At 69.5% G+C, this 17,858-nt stretch carries 15 protein-coding genes; 12 read left to right on the forward strand and 3 right to left on the reverse strand.

The features are described from left to right. The 5 genes from ON23_RS07085 to proB form a co-directional block, all read left to right on the forward strand. On the forward strand, window positions 1-279 hold a 279-nt coding region (locus tag ON23_RS07085), incomplete at its 5' end, for a hypothetical protein (protein WP_039777049.1). Window positions 280-618: 339 nt separating this feature from the next. After that, complete coding sequence (gene rplU / locus ON23_RS07090) at window positions 619-930, forward strand: 50S ribosomal protein L21 (protein WP_030512746.1); 312 nt, start codon at window positions 619-621, stop codon at window positions 928-930. A gap of 48 nt (window positions 931-978) precedes the next feature. Then, the gene (gene rpmA / locus ON23_RS07095) at window positions 979-1,245 is read left to right on the forward strand and encodes a 50S ribosomal protein L27 (protein WP_025352062.1); all 267 of its coding nucleotides are present in this window, start codon (window positions 979-981) and stop codon (window positions 1,243-1,245) included. A 126-nt stretch (window positions 1,246-1,371) separates the two neighbouring features. Beyond that, on the forward strand, window positions 1,372-2,832 hold the full coding sequence (gene obgE / locus ON23_RS07100) for a GTPase ObgE (protein ID WP_039777050.1): 1,461 nt from the start codon (window positions 1,372-1,374) through the stop codon (window positions 2,830-2,832). 106 nt (window positions 2,833-2,938) lie between these two features. Further along, a complete protein-coding gene (gene proB / locus ON23_RS07105) occupies window positions 2,939-4,057 on the forward strand; it encodes a glutamate 5-kinase (RefSeq protein WP_039777057.1) in 1,119 nt (372 codons plus the stop codon). A gap of 297 nt (window positions 4,058-4,354) precedes the next feature. Here the strand turns inward: proB and ON23_RS36730 are convergent, their stop codons facing one another. From ON23_RS36730 to ON23_RS07120, 3 genes are all read right to left on the reverse strand, one after another. Next, complete coding sequence (locus ON23_RS36730) at window positions 4,355-5,767, reverse strand: hypothetical protein (protein WP_039777051.1); 1,413 nt, start codon at window positions 5,765-5,767, stop codon at window positions 4,355-4,357. After that, window positions 5,764-6,138 carry a soluble NSF attachment family protein gene (locus tag ON23_RS07115; RefSeq protein WP_036508059.1) on the reverse strand — a complete coding sequence of 125 codons (375 nt, stop codon included), beginning with the start codon at window positions 6,136-6,138 and terminating at the stop codon, window positions 5,764-5,766. The genes ON23_RS36730 and ON23_RS07115 overlap by 4 nt, the downstream gene beginning before the upstream one ends. Before the next feature lie 292 nt (window positions 6,139-6,430). Then, complete coding sequence (locus tag ON23_RS07120; protein ID WP_039777052.1) at window positions 6,431-7,135, reverse strand: ESX secretion-associated protein EspG; 705 nt, start codon at window positions 7,133-7,135, stop codon at window positions 6,431-6,433. A 270-nt stretch (window positions 7,136-7,405) separates the two neighbouring features. Here ON23_RS07120 and ON23_RS07125 point away from each other — a divergent pair, with 270 nt between their 5' ends. Genes ON23_RS07125 through ON23_RS07155 form a run of 7 tightly spaced genes read left to right on the forward strand, consistent with a single transcriptional unit; the run spans window position 7,406 to window position 17,586 of the window. Then, on the forward strand, window positions 7,406-10,087 hold the full coding sequence (locus tag ON23_RS07125) for a phosphoenolpyruvate synthase (protein ID WP_039777058.1): 2,682 nt from the start codon (window positions 7,406-7,408) through the stop codon (window positions 10,085-10,087). After that, complete coding sequence (locus ON23_RS07130) at window positions 10,077-13,433, forward strand: AMP-binding protein (RefSeq protein WP_039777053.1); 3,357 nt, start codon at window positions 10,077-10,079, stop codon at window positions 13,431-13,433. The genes ON23_RS07125 and ON23_RS07130 overlap by 11 nt, the downstream gene beginning before the upstream one ends. After that, the gene (locus ON23_RS07135; RefSeq protein WP_039777059.1) at window positions 13,433-13,684 is read left to right on the forward strand and encodes an acyl carrier protein; all 252 of its coding nucleotides are present in this window, start codon (window positions 13,433-13,435) and stop codon (window positions 13,682-13,684) included. Before ON23_RS07130 ends, ON23_RS07135 begins: the two co-directional genes overlap by 1 nt. Then, window positions 13,681-14,775, forward strand: a complete 1,095-nt coding sequence (locus ON23_RS07140) for an SDR family oxidoreductase (RefSeq protein WP_051042176.1) — start codon at window positions 13,681-13,683, stop codon at window positions 14,773-14,775. The genes ON23_RS07135 and ON23_RS07140 overlap by 4 nt, the downstream gene beginning before the upstream one ends. After that, the gene (locus ON23_RS07145; protein ID WP_039777054.1) at window positions 14,772-15,674 is read left to right on the forward strand and encodes a nucleoside-diphosphate kinase; all 903 of its coding nucleotides are present in this window, start codon (window positions 14,772-14,774) and stop codon (window positions 15,672-15,674) included. Before ON23_RS07140 ends, ON23_RS07145 begins: the two co-directional genes overlap by 4 nt. Further along, the gene (locus ON23_RS07150; RefSeq protein ID WP_039777055.1) at window positions 15,671-16,630 is read left to right on the forward strand and encodes a ScbA/BarX family gamma-butyrolactone biosynthesis protein; all 960 of its coding nucleotides are present in this window, start codon (window positions 15,671-15,673) and stop codon (window positions 16,628-16,630) included. Before ON23_RS07145 ends, ON23_RS07150 begins: the two co-directional genes overlap by 4 nt. Next, entirely contained in the window at window positions 16,624-17,586 is a 963-nt protein-coding gene (locus ON23_RS07155) for a UbiA prenyltransferase family protein (RefSeq protein WP_039777056.1), read from the forward strand. Before ON23_RS07150 ends, ON23_RS07155 begins: the two co-directional genes overlap by 7 nt. Window positions 17,587-17,858: the final 272 nt, after the last annotated feature.

A 17,858-nucleotide genomic window follows, 5' to 3' on the forward strand; every position in this document is an offset into this window, starting at 1 on the left:
CCGGCCGAGCCCGCGGCTGCTCCCGCACCGGCCGAGGCCGGGCCCGCCGAGCAGGCTCCGGAGACGGGCGCCCGTCGTGGCCGTCGCCGGGTGGCGCGCACCGCGTCGGCTCCGTCGACCGACAGCCGGGGCGCGGTCTTCGTGCTGACCGACGCCGATCAGGACAGCGCGCCGAAGTTCTCGCTCGACGAGCTGGCTCCGGCCGAGGTGACCCCGCGGCAGCGGACCCGTCGCCGGGCCGCCGGACGGGCCGCGGGCGCACCGGAATCGCCGAACTGATCCGGTCCCCGGACCGGAGAACTCGCAGCACAGGCCCCGCCCGCACGGCGGGCGGGGCATCGCGGCGGACCTCGTTCGACGTGGTGGCGACCCGGTTTGGTGCGGGGGGTGGCAGTCCTGTAATCTTGGACAGTCGCTGCCCGGTGACAGCACCGTGTTGTGTTGAGAAAACGCTGCGCTGTCATGAGATCCGGCTCGAAACGAGCCCTCCGGTGCGGAAGAAGTACCGAGGCGGCGGTGACTATCAGACCAGTCGTACGGCGGTTTCCGGTGTCCACCGGCAGGCGGCCGTGTGAGCAGAGTGCCGAGCACTAGTTGAGGAAAGAGGGCAGCCGACCGATGGCAACGTACGCGATCGTCAAGACCGGCGGAAAGCAGTACAAGGTCGCGGTCGGTGACCTGGTGAAGGTCGAGAAGATCGAGGGTGAACCGGGCACGGCCGTATCGCTGTCGCCGGTGCTGGTGGTTGACGGCGCCGAGCTGACTACCGATGCCGACAAGCTGGCCAAGGTTTCGGTGTCCGCCGAAGTGGTCGAGCAGACCAAGGGCCCGAAGATCCGGATCCACAAGTTCAAGAACAAGACCGGCTACCACAAGCGTCAGGGCCACCGTCAGAAGCTGACGGTCCTGAAGGTCACCGGCATCAAGTAATTTCGACCTAGCGAAACCACCCGGTTTCGAATCGAGGAGTTTTCAGCCATGGCACATAAGAAGGGTGCGTCCAGCTCTCGCAACGGTCGCGATTCCAATGCTCAGCGGCTCGGCGTGAAGCGCTTCGGCGGCCAGGCCGTCAAGGCCGGTGAGATCCTGGTTCGCCAGCGCGGAACCCACTTCCACCCCGGCGTCAACGTCGGTCGTGGCGGTGACGACACACTGTTCGCCCTCGAGGCGGGCGCGGTCCAGTTCGGCACCAAGCGTGGCCGCAAGACCGTCAACATCGTGGTACCGGAGCCGGCGCAGGCCTGAGCCGCGCCGGAGCCTTCTCCACACACTCTTCGAAGCGGGCCAGGGTTTAGCAGATAAACCCTGGCCCGTTCGCCGTTCCGGGAGGCTCACCACCACCGTCCACCGAAACCCAGAGGTCCAACTGGCATGTCCAAATTCATCGATCGTGTGGTATTGCACGTCCGCGCCGGTAAGGGCGGTCACGGCTGTGCCTCGGTGCATCGGGAGAAGTACAAGCCGCTCGGCGGACCCGACGGTGGCAACGGCGGCAACGGCGGGGATGTGATCCTCGAGGTCGATCCGAATGTGCACACGCTGCTGGACTTCCACTTCCACCCGCACGCCAAGGCGGGTAACGGCAAACCCGGCGAGGGTGGCAACCGCGACGGCAAACAGGGCGGGGAGCTGCTGCTGAAGGTGCCCGACGGCACGGTCGTCATCGGTGACGACGGTGAGGTCGTCGCCGATCTGGTCGGCGCGGGTACCCGGTTCGTGGCGGCCCGCGGTGGCCGCGGCGGTCTCGGCAACGCGGCGCTGGTCTCGCGCGCCCGCAAGGCCCCCGGCTTCGCCCTGCTGGGTGAGGAGGGCGAGGAGCGCGACCTCGTTCTCGAACTCAAATCCGTGGCCGATGTCGGCCTGGTCGGTTTCCCCTCGGCCGGAAAGTCCTCACTCGTCTCGGTGCTCTCGGCGGCCAAGCCCAAGATCGCCGACTACCCGTTCACCACGCTGGTGCCGAATCTCGGCGTCGTCTCCAGCGGTGACACCACCTTCACCGTCGCCGATGTGCCGGGCCTGATCCCCGGCGCCAGCGACGGACGCGGCCTGGGCCTGGACTTCCTGCGGCATCTCGAGCGATGCGCGGTACTGGCCCACGTAGTCGATTGCGCGACACTGGAACCCGGCCGCGACCCGATCTCCGATGTCGACGCGCTCGAGGCCGAACTGGCCGCCTACCGCCCGGCCCTGCAGGCCGACGCCGGACTGGGCGATCTGGCCGACCGGCCCCGCGTGGTCATCCTCAACAAGGCCGATATCCCCGACGCCGCCGAATTGGCCGAGATGGTGACGCCCGAGTTCACCGAACGCGGCTGGCCGGTGTTCACGATTTCCGCGGTGAGCCGGGAAGGTCTGCGCCCGTTGACCTTCGCGCTGGCCGATATGGTCCGCGAATATCGCGAGGCGCACCCGAAGGCGGCGCCGAAGCGTCCGGTCATCCGGCCCGTCGTGGCCGGGGAGACCGGCTTCACCGTCGAACCCGATCCGGAGGTCGAGGGCGGATTCATCGTCCGCGGCGAGCGCCCCGAAAGGTGGGTGCGCCAAACGCAGTTCGACAACGACGAGGCCGTCGGCTACCTCGCCGACCGGCTTGCGCGTCTCGGCGTCGAGGACGAATTGGTCCGCCAGGGTGCGGTGCCCGGAGCCGAGGTCACCATCGGCGATGTGAGCTTCGAATGGGAGCCGCAGATTTCGGCCGGTGTCGATATGGTGATGACCGGGCGCGGGACAGATCCTCGCCTGGACCAGACCGACCGCATCTCCGCCGCCGAGCGCAAACATGCCTCCCGGGTACGCCGCGGCCTGGTCTCGGAGGACGAGGACCAACCGTGATCGCCCGCCACGCCGGTATCTCCGGTGTGCGCGGGCGTATCGGTCCGGTTGTCGTCGTGCGCCACGGTGGTGGCGTGTCAAGTGAGTGAGTGTTGTTGTGACACAGGTGGATTCTGACAAGGGAGCGGTAACTACTCGGCAGTCGATCCGGACCGCGCGCAGCGTGGTGGTGAAGATCGGCTCGTCGGCGCTGACCAGCCTCGAGGGCGGACTCGACACCGGGCGCCTGGACAAGCTCGCCGAGGCGATCGAGGCGCGGATGCGCGCCGGCTCGGATGTGGTCGTGGTGTCGTCCGGTGCGATCGGCGCCGGCATCGCCCCGCTCGGATTGGCCGCCCGCCCAAGGGATCTCGTGACCAAACAGGCCGCGGCGAGCGTCGGCCAATTGGCCCTGGCTCACGCCTGGGGCACCTCGTTCGCGCGGTTCGATCGCGTGGTGGGGCAGGTGCTGCTGACCGCGGGCGACTTCGCCCGGCGCGAACACCACCGCAACGCGCAGCGCACGCTCGACCGATTGCGTGCCCTGCACGCGGTCGCGGTGGTCAACGAGAACGACACCATCGCCACCGAGGAGATTCGCTTCGGTGACAACGACCGGCTGGCCGCGCTGGTGGCGCATCTGGTCGGCGCGGACGCGCTGGTTCTGCTGTCGGACGTGGACGGACTCTACGACGGCGACCCCCGCAAGGGCGCCGCCACATTCATTCCCGAGGTGCGCAGCAGCGCCGACCTCGACGGTGTGATCGCCGGTAGCGGCGGAGCTCTCGGCACCGGCGGTATGGCGTCGAAGCTCTCGGCAGCCCGCCTCGCGGCCGACGCCGGCGTGCCCGTGCTGCTGGCCGCCGCGTCCGATGCGGCGCTGGCGCTGCGCGACGCCTCGGTCGGCACGGCCTTCGCCGCGCGTCCGGTCCGGTTGTCGGCCCGCAAGTTCTGGGTCCGCCACGCCGCCGACAGCCGTGGCGCCATCCACCTCGACGCCGGCGCCGTCAGAGCCGTCGCGCACTCCCGCCGATCGCTGCTCGCCGCCGGAATCACCGGCGTCAGAGGCCGTTTCTACGGCGGCGATGTGGTCGACCTGCTCGCCCCCGACGGCCGCACGGTGGCTCGGGGCGTCGTGGAATACGACAGCACCGAACTGCAGGCCATGGCCGGCCATTCCACCTCCGAATTGCCGGAAGGTATGCAGCGCCCCGTCATTCACGCCGACGATCTGGTGAAGGTGTAGGGACCTCGGCACGACCGCAGTTCACGACAGGGAACCAGTCCACGGCGGATCATGCGTCACGCCGACGGCGCGAAGCCCAGGCGGTCACGTGTGTGACCGGACTCCGCGGCAGGGGCCGCGTTCGCCGGGGTTCGCCATCGCCATCGTCGCGGTCGAGGTCGTCGTGCGCGGAAGGTTCTCTCCGGGGACGCCACCGCTGTTCCGCGGTGATAGCAGTCCTACCCTGACCGGGCCGTCGGTGCGTTCAGTGTGCCCCATGGTCGGACTGACGAAATCTCTCGCGCTTCCGACCTCAGCTCAGCCCGGCGGGGACACCCCGGGCTGGTCGGGAGTCGTCGGCGTATCGGTGTTCGGGATCGGACCGGTGATACCCGGCTGGCCTTCCTGGTCGGTGAGCGGAGGTGCCGACGGATCGGGTGGGACAGGGGCCGGAGGCGGTGCGGGCGTGTGCGATTGGGGCGGAGCGGATGCGGATGGGTCGGGTGACTGCGGCGCGGGAGGTGGTGTGGGCGTGGGGGATTGGTCCGGTGGAGCGAATGTGGACGGGTCGGGTGACTGCGCGGCCGGAGGTGGTGTGGGCGTGGGGGATTGGGGCGGGGGAGCGGATGCCGACGGGTCGGGCGAGTGCGGGGCGGGGATGTCGGAGGGTGGCGCAGCCGGTGCGGCGGGAGCAGGGGTGACGGGTGGCGCGGCATGCGGATCGGATGTTGGTGGAGCCGGCGGCGGCACCGAGCTTTCCGGTCCGGACGGTGCGGGGGGCTGCGTCGGGTCCGGCGAGGTGGGGGCGGAAGAGGTCGGCGGCGCCGGGGTCGGCGCGGGGCCAGGATCGTGCGTCGGCGCGCCGGGTGCCGGGGCCGACGAACTCGGTGCTGGGTCGCCGGGTGTGGGTGCGGGTTGAGTGTGGGGAGGCGCCGGTGCCGGGCTCGCAGGTGCAGGTGCAGGTGCAGGTGCAGGTGCAGGTGCAGGTGCGGGCGGCGACTGCGGCGTCGCGGGTGTGCCGGGCACAGTGGCCGAGTTGGGAGCTTGGTCTGGTGTCGCGGGCTCCGGCTCGGATGACGGTGGGGCCGAGGGGCTTTGGAGCGCTTGCGGCCGGTCGCCGTTCGGGCGGGCGGGAGCGCTGGGCCGCGGTCCGGCCGGGTCGGCTTGTGCCGGGGGTTCGGGCAGCGCCGGAACCGCGGTGCCCGCCGCGGAATAGGCCGGTTTGTAGATCATGTTCATCGCCAGAATCGCCTCCTGACGCATGACCTCCTGGGCGATGTGCGCATCGATCACGTGCGCGGCCTCCAACACCCGGGCGATGGCGCCCACCGGCCCGGAATCGCCCGGCGGGGGTACCGCCAGTTTGACCGCTTCCGCCGCTCCGGCGACCGCGCCGAGCCGGGCACCAACCTCACCGAAGACGGCGGCCAATTCGTCGACGGAGGCGGCGAAACTGTGCGCGCTCGCGGCGGCGGCCTCGGCGGCCGGGCCCTGCCAGCCGGCGTGATCCATGATTCGCTCGGCCTGCGAGCGGGTGGCCGGCATGGAACCGGTCAGCGTGGCGGCCGCCTCCAGCCAGATCAGGGAGGCCTGCAGAATCTCACCGGCCTCGATCTTCTCGGTCCCGCTGTGGATCTGTTCGTGCGTCATGGACTCGAAATGTTCCATGGCGCTGACATATTGGGGGTCGGTGTGCGATGCGGCCGGCCCGTAACGGAATTCGGCGCTCATCGTGACAGTCCGGACGAGATCGCGCGCAGTGCGGCCGCATGCGCGGAATCGGCCTCCTCGTAGAGCCCGGCGCTGGTCAGGAAGGCCTCTTTCATGCGGTAGGCGGCGGCGATGTACTGGTCGAGCAGTTCGGCCGCATCGCGCGCCTTGCGGCCGAACCCGGCCTGCAATTGCTGCGCGGAGAAGAAGCCCCCGAATCCGCTGAGCTGCGCCACCGAATCGAGGCGCTGCTGTAGTTCCCGAAGCCGGTCGGCCTGCTGCTGATAGATCTCCGCGCACCCACGCGCGGCCGCCGGATCGAAGGTGACGGTTCCCCCGCGCGCGGCCTGCAGGAAACGGGTGATATCGGCCTGGCTGGTCTCGATCGTCATGCGCACCCCTGAGATCGGTCGGTCCGACCAGCCTAATGGGGAAAGCCCGGAGGCGGCAGCGGAGCGTTACCACGTAGGGCTCCCCATTGGGCTGCAAATCGCACAGCCTAATGGGGAGGGCCGGAGGCGGCAGCGGAGCATCACCACGCAAGGGCTCCCCATCGGGCTGCAATCACACAGCCTGACGGGAGCGCCCGTGGGCGGCTTCCCGGTGAGGCTGCAGGTCGACCCAGCTTACTGGTTCCGGCGATGTCCGGTCAGCCCGAGTTGCCCGAATCCGCGCCCGTCACGGTCACCGCGGAATGCGTTTTTGCAGGTGAGTGCCGATCTGCTGCCGGCTCGCGGGCACGATATGGACTTCGTCGCCCGCCTTGATGAGATAGCGCCCGTCCTCGGCGACGTCGATCCACGTGTAGTACAGCGGCGCGGGCGGTGTGGGCCGGTCCAGGCCGGCCTCGATGCGGATATGCCCTTCGGCGCTGTGCGGTTTCAGCAGCAGGCGGCGGATGCGCGGCGCCGGCGGTGAGGCGGGGCGCGGGCAGTCGTCGTCGCGCACCGCCTCGGCCGGTGCCGAGCGGGCGGGTTCACCTCCGGCCGGGCAGTCGGGCAGCAGCGCGGCGATGCGGGCGCCCAGTTTGGCGGTATGCCCGATCGACAATCGGATGGACCCGCCGAATCCGGGTGTGCGACCCGGTTCCTGGATCGCGAGCACGGCGTGGTCGTAGATCGCCGCGGCCACCGCCCGGATCTCGGTCCCCGGGCTGTGTGCGCCGCCGATCGCGACCACGCGGGTGTGCGGTGCGGCCAGGATGCGCAGACAGGCGGAAAGGTCGGGGTCCGCGCCGAGCGGCAGCCGTGCCTCGAGGGTTGTGCGCAGGGTGGCCGCCTCGTCCTCGGTGCGCGGGGTTTCGAGGATGCGGAGGGGGAAGGGATGGCGATCGAGGTCGGTCTCGCGCCAGATGTGCGCGAACTCGTCCGGTGTGAATGACCAACTCACGCCGAATTACACCCTTCACCGATCGTCACGAGCCTCAACGTAGCGTAGCCGCGCTCCCGGCGGGCGGCCAGCCGATCTTGTTCGGATTTCGGTTAACACCGGCGAGTGCGGCCGGTATATCGAGACAACGTCCCGGTGACCGCCTGCGCACCGCGGCCGGTCGGATATCCGATCACCGGTATTTCGAAACGTAAACATTTCAGATATACCGTTACGAACTCTGCGAGCGACCGCTGGGCAGGCGCACGGTCCGCGATGACAGGAGACCTGGTGCACGAATCCGAAGCGGGCCCGGCCGAAGCGGCGGATGCCGGCGGGAAAGCGGCCGGGCTGCGTCGGTTGCGCGATGCGTCGTTGCCGGTACCGGATTGGCTGGTCGTCGAGCCGGCGATGTTCGAGCACATGCCTGCCGAGATCGTCACGGCGGCAGCGGAATTCGTTCGCGCGGCCGATCTCGACGAGGCGCTGACTCGCGGCGCCCGGTTACGCGCGGGCATCATGACCGCCACGCCCCCGGACGCCCTCGTCGCGGCGATGGAGGAGGTGTGGCAGCGCCTGGGCCGTGCCCCGGTGGCAGTCCGCTCCTCGGCGGCGGTGGAGGACGGCACCGCGTATTCGTTTGCCGGGCAGTTCGATTCGTTCCTGAACGTCTCGGGGGCCGAGGCGATCGCGTCGGTGGTGACGGCCTGCTGGGCGTCGGCCTTGTCGCCGCGGCTGATCAACTACTGTTTCGCGCACGGACTGGCGCTCCCGGAGATGCCGGCGGTCGTGGTGCAACGCCTGATCACGGCGGAGACCAGCGGTGTGCTGTTCACCTGCGACCCGAGCACCGGCGCCACGGACCGGATGCTGATCAGCGCGGTCTACGGTCTGGGTGAAGGGCTGGTCTCCGGCGCCGTGGACGCCGATACCTTTGTCGTGGACAAGTTTTCGGGCACCGCGATCGATACGGTCCTGGGCGAGAAGGCGACTCGCTACCGTCCCGACGGTGGCCAGGGCTGTATCGCGGTGGACGTCGATCCCGCGCTGCGCGCACGCCCGGCGCTCACTCCGGAGCAGGTGACCCGGCTGATCGAGGTCGGCCGCCGGATCGAGACCGCGACGAACGGCCCACAGGACGTCGAGTGGGCCTTCGACGCTGAGGGCCGGCTCTGGGTGCTGCAGGCGCGGCCGGTGACCACGGCGGTGGGGGACCCGTTGCGCGGCGCCGGTGAAGCGGTACCCGACGGTGAACTGCGAATCTGGGACAACTCCAACATCATCGAGAGTTTCAGCGGCATCACCTCACCGCTCACCTTCACCACCGCGGCCGATATCTACGGCCGCGTGTACCGCGGATATGCCGAATCCCTGGGGGTGCCGCCGTCGCAGGTCGCGCAGACCGACAGCTGGACTCCGGTGCTGCTCGGCTACTTTCACGGCCGCGTCTACTACAACCTGCTGCACTGGTATCGGATGGTCGGCATCGCGCCGGGCTACCCGCTCAACCGCCGGGTACTCGAGGCCGCGCTCGGCGTGGCCGAACCACTGCCCGACGATATCGCGAAGACGTTGCGCCCGTTCACTTTCGGCAATCCGCTGCGGCGGGTGATGTCCCGGGCCCGTACCACCGCGATCTATCTGCGCCGCATCGCCGGGATCGACGCGATGATGCGGCGGTTCCTCGACGAGTTCTACCGCGTCTACGACGATTTCGAATCCCACGACGACAGCGCCGACAGCGGGGCGCAGGCCTACGCCCGCTATCGCGAACTCGATCGGGAACTGGTGCACCGCTGGGGTCCGATGATGGTGCTGGACGCGATGCTGCTGACCTTCACCGGCCTGCTGTACGTTCTCACCCGGATATTCCTGCCGAAGGCGCCGGAGTGGTTCCTCTACGCCGTCGCCGGGCCCGGGGCCGACGTCGAATCCGCCGAGCCGGCCCATGCCATGTCGGCGCTCGCCGCGATCGTGCGGGAGAACGAGGATCTGCGCAAACTGCTGGAAAGCACTGCCCCGGAAGGCGTTTACGACGCGCTGGTCACCGCGGGCCACGACGAATTCCGGGCGCGCGTCGACGAGTACATCGACCGCTACGGCTACCGCAGTCTCGACGAACTGAAGCTCGAGACTCCGGATCTGCGGGAGGATCCGTCGGGCCTGTTCGTCATGGTGCTGGCCGCGCTACCGGAACAACAGGACCGCGCCGCCGACGACGCGCAACGGTACCTGGATACGCATCTGCGCGGGTGGCGCCGCGCGATCTACGAACGCCTGCGGCGCAAGGTGTCTCGCTGCGCGGGGCATCGGGAAAGCCTGCGCTTCTGCCGCACCCGCGCCTTCGGCATGGTCAAACGAACGATCCGGATCATGGGACGAGACCTGGTGCGGCGCAATATCATCGACGAATTCTCCGATGTGTTCCACCTGACGTTGCCGCAACTGCGCGGCTGCTACGAGGGCGGCGAGACGGCCGGTCTGCGGGCGGTGGTCGCCGCCCGCAGACAGCAGCGCGCCGCCGACGCGCGCCTGGTCGCACCGGCTCGCTTCGTCACCCACGGTGGCGGTTTCGGCCCGGCCGAACTGGCGGCGGCCGGCTGGGTGCCGATCACCGACACCCCGGCCGCCACAGCGGGTTCGGTGTTCACCGGGACGCCGTCGGGTGGTGGGATCGGCGCGGGCCCGGCGGTGGTGGTCGACGAGCCGCGCGACGTGGCGGGCGGTGTGCTCGTCACCTATCGAACGGATCCGGGATGGGTGGCGGTGCTGCCCTCGGCGACGGCTCTCGTCGTCGAGCGAGGCAGTCCGCTGACCCATGTCGCCATCGTCGCGCGCGAACTCGGTGTACCGACGGTGGTGCAGATTCCGGGTGTCACCAGATCCGTCCGGACCGGTATGCCGTTGCGGGTCGACGGCAGCAGCGGAACCGTCACCGTGCTCGAAGAAGGGGAGGCAGCCGATGCCCAGTGAACTGCAGAACACCGACGACGACCAGGCCCTGGTGCGCGGCTGGCTGGTGAATCCCGCCACCGCCACCGGTATCCACCTCGCCGACGAGGCCGACGGCTGGCAGTTCCGCAGCTACGCCGAACTCGCCGAGCTGACCTGGTCGGTCGCGGGCCGGCTCCGCGAACGGGGTCTCGGGGGCGATGACGAGGCGGGAGTCTGCGTCGTCATGCCGACCGGATTCCCCTGTGTCGCGGCCTTTTACGCGGTGTGGGCGTGCGGCGGAGAGTTCACGCCCATCGCTGCGCCCATGTTCGCCGACATGGCCCAGTACGTCGCGCATGTCGCGGCGATACTCGACCAGGCCGCACCCCGCGTGGTCGTGACCTCCGTGGAGCTCGAAACACTGGTCCGTGAGGCGATGACGACGGCCGGACGTGCCGACGAACCGGTCGTCGTCGGCGAGACCGGATCGCCCGCCGACCGGACACTCGCACCCGCTGCCGAGACGGCACTGCTGCAGTTCACCTCCGGGTCCACCGGAACCCCGCGCGGCGTGCGGGTGTCGTGGCACAACCTCGCCAACAACATCCGCATGATCAGCCGGCTGATCGACTGGCGACCCGGCGAGGCGATGGTCTCGTGGCTGCCGCTCTACCACGATATGGGCCTGGTCGGGGCATTCCTCACCACGGTCGCCAATCAGGGTGATCTGTATCTGATGCGGCCCGATCAGTTCGTGCGCGATCCCGCGCGCTGGCTGCGGGCGATGGCGCACGCCCAGCATTCGCCGTCCCCGTCGTTCGCGCTCGGCTATGTCGCACACCGTGTTTCGCCGGACGACATCGCGGATCTGGACCTGTCGGGATGGCGGACCCTGGCGGTCGGCTCCGAACCGGTCGAAGTCGAGGATCTGCGGTCCTTCGCCGAACTCACCGGCGCGCGCGGTTTCTCCGCCCGGGCCTACACCCTCGCCTACGGTCTGGCCGAGGCCACGCTGATGGTCACCTCCTCGGCACGAGACCGGCCGCTCACGGCCCTGCGGGTCGATACCGCGACCCTGCGCCCCGGTGAGCCGGTACGAATCGTCGCGGAGGTCGCACTCGCCGACGACCGGTGGGTGAGCGGCCCGGGCTGGATCACCGGTCTCGGCTACTCCACTCCCGAATCCACCGTCGTGGTGGTGGACGAGGACGGCCGCGAACTGCCCGACGGGGTGCTCGGGGAGATGGTGGTGATCGGCGACTCGGTCGCACTCGGGTACACCGATGGTGCCGGCGGCGCGACCCGCATCACCGACGGCCGGCTCTACACCGGCGACGCCGGATTCCGTTACCAGGACGAGGTTTTCGTACTGGGCCGGATGGGCACGAGCCTGAAGGTGCGGGGACGGTCGGTGTTCATGGAGGACATCGAATCCCGGGTGGCGCGCGAAACCGGGATCACCAAGGGGAAGCTCGCGGCGGTCTCGCTGACCGGCGGTGCCGTACCCGGCATCGTGCTCTTCGCCGAAACCGCGCCGGGGGAGTGGGTCACCCGGGCGCGGACCGTGGTGCGCGGCGAACTGGGCCCCGCGGGCACCGTGGGCGTCGTCACCGGACCGCGCGGCTTCATCCGCCGCACCTCGAGCGGCAAGCCGCGCCGCCGGCACATGTGGCAGCTCTACACCGAAGGCCGATTGGCGGGCGCCACCGAACATCCCGGCGCCGACACCGCCGCGACGAGTGGCTCCACCGCGCCGTCGCTGTCGCTCGATCGTGTCGAGCGGTTGCTCGGCGCGGCACTGGAAACGGTCTCGATCCCACCGAATTCCGCCGCCCTGTTCGAGGGGTCGCTGGCGGAGGGATTCGGCAACGAGGGTTCCGATATCGACTTCCTGATCGTGGCACCCGGTGACGAGGAGATGCCGACGCTGCCGACCGTGGTGTTCGCCGACGGCCGCCGCATCGAGATCCGCACCCGGTCCGAGGCGCAACTGCGCGCGCAACTCGAGCGGGTGACCGGGGCGGGCGGCGATCTCGACGAGGACGTGCTGAACCGCTGCCAGCGGTTCCGCAACGCGACCGTGGTGCGGTCGAGCGCGGTCGTGGATCTGGACGGATTGCTGGCGCTGCTGCCCGCCGACGGCTTCGCCGAGACCGTGTCCGGCTGGTGGGCGCGGCGCAGCCGCCACGCGCTGTGGTTCGCCGTCGCCCTGCGTGCGATGGGCGCCGATGCCGAATCCGACGGGTGGGCACGCGACGGCCTGCTCCAAGCGGTCAAATCCTGGGCCGCGACGCGGGGAGAGACCTATATCGAGACGAAATGGATTCCGCGACAACTCGATCGGATCGTGGCGGCCGATCCCGATATCGCGGAGCAGGTCGACGCCTACCGTGCACACCCGGCCGCCGCGACGCTCGACCAGACGCTTACCCTGGCCCGGCGATTCGGCATCGATGACGTCACCGATGATCCCGATCGGATTCTGCTGGCCCGGGTCGACGGCGTGACCACGTGGCCCATCGGTGACCGGATCCATGTGCTCCGCGACGATCGGGACGCTTTCGCGCTCTCCGACCGCGGCGCCGCGGCCTGGCGCGGCGTGGTCGCCCGCAAGTCGGTCGCCGACATCCTGCGCCGGTCGCCGATCGGCGCCGAACTCGCCGAATTCGTCCGCCTGGGCTTCGTCGGATTGTCCCTGCGCGGCGGCGAGACCCTGCGTCCCGCGCTCGCCATGTGCAAGCCGGTACGCCCGGTCACGCCGATTCCGTCCACGCGGATGCCCGCGCTCGGGCTCGCCGGCGGCGGCGCGGACCGCGAGATCGCGACCCTGTCACCGCTTCCGGCCCAGCGATTCGTCGCCTGCGCGATGGAGGTGGTCTGGTCGAACGTGGTGCTGGAGAACGCCCGCGAGGACCTGATGGGGGCGGTGAAAGCGGGGCAGGGGGCCGTCGCCGATATCGCGGCGCATCGGGTGATCGCGATGTGCGTGCGAATGACGCTGTCCACCTATGGCATTCACCCACTGCCGCCGGATGTCGCGCCCGGCCGGACGCTGGCCGCGATGGTGCCGGATGCCGGACCGCTCCGTGCGCTGGTCGACGGCGCGTCGGCCGTGCGCTTCTCCGCGGTCCTCGGATCGGGCGCGAGCGGCCTGGACGAACTGGCCGTCCTGGATGAACTCGCCGCCGCCGTGCGTGAGATCGCCGGGGGCACACAGTTTCCGGCGTCGTTCGATTCCCGGGAGCAATGGCGGCGCACGCTCGACATCAGCTACGACTGGCTGCGCCCGGCCGCCTATCTCGATACCGAACTGCCGCTCGACGAGGCCCGCGACCTGCTCGGCTCGGGCGGGCGGCAACCCCACCAGCGCGACGGAGGACAGTGATGACGAATGTGGACGGCCCAGTGGCGGAACGGGTGCGCCGGCTCGTCGTCGCGATGGCGCCGGCGCCGCCCGCCGAACCGGGTGACCGGTTGCGCCTGATCGAGGATCTCGGATTCGACTCACTTCGTCTCATGGAGCTGACCCTGGTCCTCGAACAGGCCTTCGGACTACCGCGTTACCGGCCCGAACAGCTGGCCGGCGTGCGCCGCATCGGGGATGTGGTGACCCTGATCGAGGAGGTGCGATTGTGACCGGACACGACGCCGTCCTGGTGACAGGCGCGGGTGGGCTGATCGGTGCGGAGGTGGTGGCGCGCCTGGGCGCGGCGGACCGGACCGTTGTCGGATTGGTGCACAGCACTGCGCGGATCATCCGCAACGACGGTTCCGAGCTGGACGGCATCGAGACGGTGCGCGGCGACGTCCGGCGGCTGGGTTTCGGCCTTTCCAGGCACGACGCCGCCGAACTCGGTTCTCGCGTCGGCATGATCGTGCACTCGGCCGCGACAACGGCCTTCGACGCCACCGCCGGCGAGTACGAGGAACTGAACGTGCGTGGCACCGCCCACGCGATCGAACTGGCACTGCGCTGGGACGTGCCGCTGGTGTACGTGAGTACCGCCTACGTGTGCGGGATGCGGGCTGGTGTGGTCGCCGAGGCGGAGCTCGATGTCGGGCAGGCCTTCGGAAACGGCTACGAGGACAGTAAGTTCCGGGCCGAACGCCAGGTGCGCTGCACCCCGGGCCTGCGCTGGGCGGTCGTCCGTCCCGGCGTCGTCACCGGCGCCACCGGCACCGGCGCGATCCGCGACTACAAGAACCTCTACACCGTGGTGAAGCTGATCGTCGAGGGCAAGCTGCGCTCGCTGCCCGGCCGCTACGACGCCACGATCGCGCCCGCACCGGTCGACTTCGTCGCCGACGTGATCACCGCGGCCGCGACCGACTTCGATTCCGCCGCGCGACAGACCTTTCACGCCGTCGGCGCCGATGCGCTCTCGCTGCGTGACATCTCGGATGTCCTCGCCGAATATCCGTCCTTCCAGGTCGCGACCTTCGTGCCCGAGACCACCTTCGCGGTGGAGGATCTGGAACCGCTGGAGCGCGAATACTTCCAGCGCATCGGCGCGCTCTACACGAGTTACTTCGCCCGCCGACCGCTGTTCGACACCACCGCGACACACGCCCTGCTCGGACGGGATTGCCCGCCGAGCGGCAAGCCGTATCTGCGACTGCTCCTGGACCACTGCCTGGAAAGCGGTTACCTCGGCGACCCGCTGCCGTCGGTGACCGAGGTACTGGCGCGCTTCGGCCCGGACGCGACAGTGCGAGGCAGCCGATGACTCTGGCGCAACTGCTGGCGGCGTCGACCCCGCTGCCGGACAAGGCGGCCGCCTATGCCGAGGACACCTACGTTCAAGAGACGGTAGACCAACTCGGTGCGGCCGGACTCGATGCGGCCGATTTCTCTCGTCGGTACTCATTACTGCTGCTGAAACCGGATGCGATCGTGGCCCGGGCGGTCGAACCGACCCTGCGGTGGTTGCGGGACAACGATTTCCGTGTCGTCGCGGCGCGCACCTGCGCGGTGGACCGGCATCTGGTGCGCGCGCTGTGGTACTTCGCGTGGAATATCGCTTCGGCGGAGCGGCGGCGGCTCGCCGATCTGCTGACCGAGATCTCCGATGCGCTGGTCCTCGTCGTCTCCGGCGAACCGACCGCGCTGCCGACCTCGGTGCGGCTCACGACGGCCAAGGGCCCCACCGATCCGGACAAGCGGCAGCCCGGTGAATTGCGTTATCTGCTGGGCAGATACAGCTACCTGCTGAATCTGGTGCATTCGCCCGACGATCCGGCGGACGTGCTGCGCGAGTTCGCGATCTACTTCGACACCGGCACCCGTGCGCGGGTACTGCGGGAGATCGAGTCCGGGAGGGACCGCGGTGTCGAAGCCGCCGCCTGCGCCGCGGAGCTGTACTCCCGCACTCCCGCACGGGATTTCGGGCGTTCGGCTGCCACCACGCGACTGCTCGCCGACGTCGGTGATGTTCCGGCGGACTTCGATCCGGATCGCGACGAGGACTGTGCGCTGCTGCTGCGCCGCGCCTGGGCCACCGGCCGCGCGATCGATCCCTGGTCGGCCATCGTCCTCGGTTCCCACGTACTGCCCATGCGCAACGGCGGGCGGCGCCAGATCCTGCCCCCGGTATCCGCACACGACTGGTTGGAGGCACGACCATGACGATCGACACCGCGACCATCCCGACCGCGAGCCATGTGCACACAATCTCCCGCCATCTCGCCCACCGCTGTGCGGTGTCGGAGGTCTTCGTCACCTCGCTGCACGCCGCGCGGTCCGACGAATTCGTGGTCGGCGCCCAGCTACCGCGCATGCACGCCTTCTACGGCGACCACCTGGCTCCGTGGGACGGCACCTACGATCCCATGCTGGTGATGGAGGCCGCCCGGCAGGCGGCGATCGCGCTCACGCACGAATACTTCGGTGTACCACAGGATTTCGGTTTCGTGGTACGCACCTTCAACGGTGCGGTCGCGGAGAGCGACAGCTGGGTGATCGGACCCGCGCCCGCGGATCTGGTGATGTCGGTGCAGATTTCGCGCCGGCATCGGCGCGGCGAGGTATTGCAGGGGGTGGATATGGTGCTCGATATCGAATGCGGCGGTGCACCGCTGATGATCGTGGACGGATCCTTCACCTGGGTGTCGCCGTCACGGTGGGAGGCGTTGCGCGGCGTGTTGCGCACCGGGCTGGGCCTCGGCGACATCGGCGCCGCGCTGCCGCCCGGGCAGTCGGCCGCGGCGGTCGATGTCGGCCGGGACAACGGACGCAACGTGGTGATCGGCCCGATGCGGCGGGTCGGCGCGGCCGCGGTCGCCGAGCTGGCGATCGACACCGGACATCCGATCCTGTTCGACCACGCCGTGGATCACGTGCCCGGCAGCGTGCTGCTCGAGGCGGCACGTCAGACGGTCGTCGCGATGTCGGCATCGGAGCCGAGCCGGTTGATCGGGGTCTCCAGTTTCTTCGAGCGGTTCGTGGAGCTGGACCACCGCGCCGAATGTGTGGCCCGCGCCTCGGATGCCGTTCCGGGACAGATCGATTGCGAGATCCACCAGTGCGGCGCGGTGGCCGCCCGCATCGGCCTGCGCTACGACACCGACGAGGCGGAATGCTGAGCGGTTCCACGCCCGTCGCGCGGATCGCGCGCTTCACCGTCGCGCGGTACGAAACACATCATCTGCTCTACGCGGTCATGTTCGTCGCGGCGGTGGAGGGCACCGCGGCGGTGGTGTCGCATCCGGACTCCGCATGGCGTCCGGGATGGGCTACGGCGGTGCGGATCGTCGTCGTCGCGGTGCTGCTGTTGTATCTGCGCATGGTGGACGAGATCAAGGACCTCGACTACGACCGGGTACACAACCCGGACCGGCCGCTGGTCACGGGAGCCGTGAGCGTCGGCGAATTGTGGGGCGCGATCGGGTCGCTCGCGGTGACGCTGACCGTGATGTCGGCGCTGCTGTCGTGGTGGTCGGCGGTTCTCGTCGTCGCGGCGATGGGGTACGGCCTCGCGCTGTGGGGGCTGGAGAGCATATCGGCGCGGATCCGCGCCGATCTGCTGCTGAATCTGGTCGTGACCTATCCGGTGCAGTTGTGGATCATCGCCTACCTCGTGCGTTCGGCGATCGACACCGGTCAGGTCGAATCCGGATGGCGGACAGCCTGGGTCGCGCTGATCTTCGCGGGCGCCTTCCTCCACTTCGAATTCGCGCGCAAGACGACGGCGGACGCACGCCCCGGGCAGTGGTACTACTCGAATGTCCTGGGGGTGCGGGGCAGCGTCGTCGCGATTGTGGGCTGCGCGGTCCTCGCGGTCGGTGCGGACGTGGCGCTGACCCGACCGTGGGACCATCCGCTGCCGTGGGCGTCGCCGGCGTGGATTCCGGTGGGACTGTTGCTACTTCCGGTCCTCATGGCCGGATCTTTCCTGGCTCGCGCGCCGGACCCGATGCGACCACCGGTTCCGCCGTCCGAGTCGGATTCGGCTACCCGCGCGTATCCCGTCATACCGGCTGTGGTATTCGTACTGGTGTTGTATCTGATTCTCATCGCCACCGCCGTGACCTGGCGATAGTTCCCACGGCGGGCAGGGGCTCACGCCCAGGGGCATCGGAAGGCCACTGAAAGGGCAGTGACCGGGCCGCCGTGAGCGCGCACGCTTGGAAGTAGCACCCGGCGCCGCAGGATTGCCCCCTTCGCATCGTGCGGCACACCGGATCCGGCGCGGTTTGCCCTTGCCGCGTCGGGCTCGCGGTCCGGTGTCCCGTTCGTGGCGTCGGGTGCAACCACGACCCTTCCGGAGGTATCCGATGTCCGCCGCCTCGCAGCCGTACGGCCGCGACGCGC

Origin of the sequence: Nocardia cerradoensis NBRC 101014, from assembly GCF_000308535.1 — a bacterium.
GTDB classification, from domain to species: domain Bacteria; phylum Actinomycetota; class Actinomycetes; order Mycobacteriales; family Mycobacteriaceae; genus Nocardia; species Nocardia cerradoensis.